The sequence below is a fragment of the Cyanobacteriota bacterium genome, assembly GCA_025054735.1.
GTDB lineage: Bacteria > Cyanobacteriota > Cyanobacteriia > SKYG9 > SKYG9 > SKYG9.
Genome location: JANWZG010000352.1, coordinates 1 through 4,260, shown reverse-complemented (window position 1 = coordinate 4,260; position 4,260 = coordinate 1). Strand labels below are relative to the sequence as shown.

At 47.7% G+C, this 4,260-nt stretch carries 5 protein-coding genes; 3 read left to right on the top strand and 2 right to left on the bottom strand.

Annotated features, from left to right (window positions below; translation table 11 throughout):
• Positions 1–556 (bottom strand): redox-regulated ATPase YchF (ychF, locus tag NZ772_14800; GenBank protein ID MCS6814821.1); only part of this gene is annotated, 556 nt, incomplete at its 3' end.
• 384 nt (positions 557–940) lie between these two features.
• On the opposite strand from ychF, the gene NZ772_14795 reads away from it, so the two are divergent.
• The 3 genes from NZ772_14795 to NZ772_14785 all read left to right on the top strand — a co-directional run bounded on the left by NZ772_14795 (position 941) and on the right by NZ772_14785 (position 4,024).
• Positions 941–1,711 (top strand): FHA domain-containing protein, encoded by a 771-nt coding sequence (locus NZ772_14795; GenBank protein ID MCS6814820.1) that lies wholly within the window; start codon positions 941–943, stop codon positions 1,709–1,711.
• A 94-nt stretch (positions 1,712–1,805) separates the two neighbouring features.
• Positions 1,806–2,000: a hypothetical protein gene (locus tag NZ772_14790; protein ID MCS6814819.1), complete on the top strand. Its 195-nt coding sequence runs from the start codon at positions 1,806–1,808 to the stop codon at positions 1,998–2,000.
• A gap of 575 nt (positions 2,001–2,575) precedes the next feature.
• A complete protein-coding gene (locus NZ772_14785) occupies positions 2,576–4,024 on the top strand; it encodes a PAS domain S-box protein (GenBank protein MCS6814818.1) in 1,449 nt (482 codons plus the stop codon).
• Between the two features lie 55 nt (positions 4,025–4,079).
• Here the strand turns inward: NZ772_14785 and NZ772_14780 are convergent.
• Positions 4,080–4,260, bottom strand: a 181-nt coding sequence (locus NZ772_14780) for an amidase family protein (GenBank protein ID MCS6814817.1), incomplete at its 5' end; no start/stop codon positions are given.

The window sequence follows — 4,260 nt, the reverse complement described above, 5'->3', positions numbered from 1 at the left end:
CCTCATCGGTCAACGGCACCAATCGCGCTGGCTTACCGGCATCTAGGCTTGCGACTAGCTTTTCCAGAGTGGCCAACTCTGCTTGGGCATCTTTGCTAGCACGGGCTTGCTTGCGGGTACGATCGATTCGCTTCTCGACCTGAGCCAAGTCGGCTAACACTAGCTCTAAGTTAATTACCTCAATATCGCGTACTGGATCCACTGAGCCAGACACATGAATGATGTCGGGATCATCGAAGCAGCGAACGACATGGACAATCGCATCCACCTCTCGAATGTTTGCTAAAAATTGGTTGCCTAACCCCTCGCCCCGGCTAGCACCCTTGACCAACCCTGCAATATCTACAAATTCCACCCGCGCTGGAACAATCTCGATCGACTCTGAAATTTTTGCCAAAACATTGAGTCGCTCATCAGGTACCGCCACTACCCCCACATTGGGTTCAATAGTGCAGAAGGGAAAATTAGCTGCTTGAGCCTTAGCATTGGCAACAAGGGCATTAAATAGTGTAGATTTACCTACATTGGGTAACCCAACAATTCCAGCTTTAAGCATGCGCAATACTGTGTGGTGATCCAGATACTATGCTAATTCAACCAGGGTGCACTGCAAGCATAGCAACAAGTTCAACAATAGGTGAGACATAGAAAGGTGAGACCTAGAATGGATCTAGCGTCTAGGTTGCCCCCAGGGTGCGAAAGCAGAAAAAAACGGCGAATCTGAGCAAACAAGTTTAGCTACATAGGCGTTAAGCAGTTGATGACCGTACACTGGTAACAAGTTAATACGTCTTAGAGGAAAATGCTATAAGGGATAAATTAGCAGCAGCGACGACTACGTTTTGTGATGACTACATTTCGTTAGGTGACGTTGGTACCCTCTAGATGACAAGCTACCAGGCGTTAGCGACATGCAGCAGTTTTGACTAGGAGTTCTTCAATGACCTCACAGCCCCCCTCTCCGAACCGTGATCATGTATCTGAGCCTGATTCGTTATCTGAGTCAGACTTCGTGTTTATTGACGATCCCCTGCAGATATCTACCAATACACCGCCTCAACTCATCGAGGACACCAAGCTACCGATGTCAGATAGTTACGGTGATGACAATCCTTTGCCAGAATCGAGTCGTGCTGTTATGGAAATCCTGCAGGTTGATTCATCTCAACCGGATAGCGACCTAATGGATACGGAAATTGGTGATGATAGCGTTCCTCATCGTGAGACTATGCGCATTCCTGATGCATTTCAGGGGCAAGCTGCTGTTACCTCGCCTGCGGTAACGCAACTAGCTTCTTACTACATACAGGGCGTTGTGCAAGGGGTTCATGCTTACTTGATTACCAACTTGATGGGTGGAGAATCAGAAACACTGTTGCAGCCTCAAATGGTGTGGACGATTGGGCGTAACCGCCAAGTTGCCATCCTGTTGAAAGACAGCGGCCTCTCTCGCCGTCATGCAGTCATTCAGTATGTCACACGCCAAGGGTTTTACCTAGTTGACCTAGGAAGTATGAACGGATCCTTTGTGAATGGATTACGTATTAAACAGCGCCACCTACTAGAAGATGGCGATCGTGTGAGCATGGGTAATACGTCATTTACCTTTTACACAAGCTGTCGTAATCGAACTCTGGAGACTATTCATCCAGAAGTGCTTATTTACCTTAACAATGCCTCATCGCTGCCAGTTTCCGCCATGCCCAAGTAAATATGTGATCAAAATCACCTTAAATCGCTATCGAGATCACGCCGAAAATAGGGCTTTCGGTAGAATATTAGATGCATTGAATTCTAGTCGATTTATGCAGCCCTCTGGTATAATTCGCCGCCTAGTGGAAAAAGCGCTACTAATCAAACAGTTGACTCCCGACTTAGAAAATGAGATCAACTACGAATTGACACGGTTGGGATACATATCTGACGTTGATTACGAGGCGCTAGAACTGTTGATGGATGAGATGGATAAAGGACACATTCAGCTTATCCCTAACCTATAGCCCCTGAGGTCTAGTTGGTCTTTTACGCATGGCTGCACAGACTACATCTCAATCTCGATTGGGTTACAGGTAGAGATGCTTAGCCTGAGTATCAAGTTCATCACAACTTGCCCTCCAGAGGATTCTATTTCCTGGGGTCAATCGCCGCTTTGACCTGCTAATGTGCCCATGGTTGGCACCGTAACTGTTGGACATTTACAGGCTTACTGGACATTCATATTCATATAGGGTTACCCAAGGGTGTGATGGAAACTCCAGGCTTTTTCATATTCAGTCGGTAATGGCTTAAGTTTTCACAGTGAGTCTCATGTCAGCCTAGACAGCAGTAATGCTCTAACCAGTTGGTTAGTTGCTGTGTCGCGACCTATGAACTGGAATGCTCAGGGATGAACTGGAATGCTCAGGAAATTGTACGGATTGCTAAGGAAACTAGGCGTTAAGTTGTATTAGGGGTTACGGTTAATGCACTGACATCTGTCACACTTCGCGATATGTCAAATATCGTGCCTCACAGTTGATGCTGGGTCGCCGATGCCTGGCTCCTACTTTGTTATCAATGACTGACCCGTAGTTCTGTGGAAGCATCCTTACAAGCTTTCTTTGACCTGTCTCCTAATTTGCTCTGCATCCGTTGTCAAGATGGTTATTTTCATGCTGTGAATCAAGCATGGACGATCACGCTGGGTTGGACGACGGAGGAACTGCGATCGCGACCTTGGATTGAATTTATTCACCCGGATGATGTGCTGGAAGCACTAGAGCTTGAGCAGCGGTGCTTTACTACCACAAAAACTGCTGTGGCTGTGGAGTATGAAAGTCGCTTTCAGCATAGCGATGGTAGCTACCGATGGTTAGCATGGCGGTTATCGCCCTACCGAGACGGGTATAGCCACGGTATTGCCTACGATGTCACAAGACGCAGTTGGATCGGCGGTGTAGCCTATCGCCATGGGTTGCAGGAAGCCTTGAAGTTGCGAGAACAGGCGATCGCGGCTAGCAGTGTTGGCATTGTTATCGCCGATGCTCGCCTTGCAGATATGCCTCTAATCTACGTTAATCCAGCATTTGAGAAGATTACAGGCTACTCAGCAGCAGAGGTGTTAGGGACAAACTGCCGATTTTTACAGGGGTCAGAGAGAAACCAACCAGAACTTCAAGAGTTGAGGCGAGCTATTAGGGCTGGTCAGGACTGCACAGTCATGTTGCGTAACTATCGCAAGGATGGTCAGTTTTTTTGGAATGAACTGCACATTTCCCCAATCTATAACGCTGAAGGTGTTCTTACCCACTTCGTGGGGGTGCAGTCTGACGTAACTGCTCGCAAGCTAGCAGAAGACTCTCTCCAAGCTGAACGAGAAATATCAGAGCGGCTCTTGCTCAACATTTTGCCGCGATCGATCGCAGAGAAACTCAAAACTTATCAGCTTGGCCTGACCAAGCGGGATGGTCGTCCCTTTATTGCAGAGGGCTTTGAGCAGGTATCGGTGTTGTTTGCAGACATTGTAGGGTTTACTGAGTTGTCGAGTCAGACGAGTCCAACCGATGTGGTGACATTGCTGAATCGCATTTTCTCGCTGTTTGATGATTTGTGCGATCGTTACCAGGTGGAAAAAATCAAGACCATTGGTGATGCCTACATGGTGGCCTCTGGATTGCCTGAGCCTCGGCCTGATCACCTAGAGGTGTTGGCAAATATGGCTCTGGATATGCAAGATCGGATTGCAGAGTTTGCTCGACGGGAGCACTTAACCCTTGCCATCCGCATTGGGATCCATACAGGTAGTGTTGTGGCAGGTGTGATTGGCACTAAAAAGTTTACCTATGACCTTTGGGGTGATACGGTCAATGTTGCTAGCCGGATGGAATCACAAGGACTACCAGGAAAAATTCAAGTCACCGATGTTGTGTATCAACGGTTGCATGATCGCTATCAACTAGAACCGAGGGGCACGATCGCCATCAAAGGCAAGGGTGACATGGCTACCTATTGGTTAATAGGCAAACAACCTTCTGCTTACGGCTGATGTTCCTGACCAGAAGCAATGACTGGAAACTGGGCGTTTAGGTTCATTAGAGAAGCTAGAGTGCTGGAGTGCGATAGTGCCAGTTGGTTGCCTGTTCATAGGCATGGGCTACTTGGAAGATGATTTCCTCTTGTAAAACATTCCCAATCAACTGGATCCCGATCGGCAGGCCTTGCTCATCAAAACCACAGGGCAAGCTCATGCTAGGTAGCCCTGCTAAGTTAACCGGAATGGTC

Coding starts and splice junctions, on each gene's coding strand:
- NZ772_14790 (MCS6814819.1), top strand. CDS start 1,806: ATGCAGCCCTCTGGTATAATTCGCCGCCTAGTGGAAAAAGCGCTACTA.
- NZ772_14795 (MCS6814820.1), top strand. CDS start 941: ATGACCTCACAGCCCCCCTCTCCGAACCGTGATCATGTATCTGAGCCT.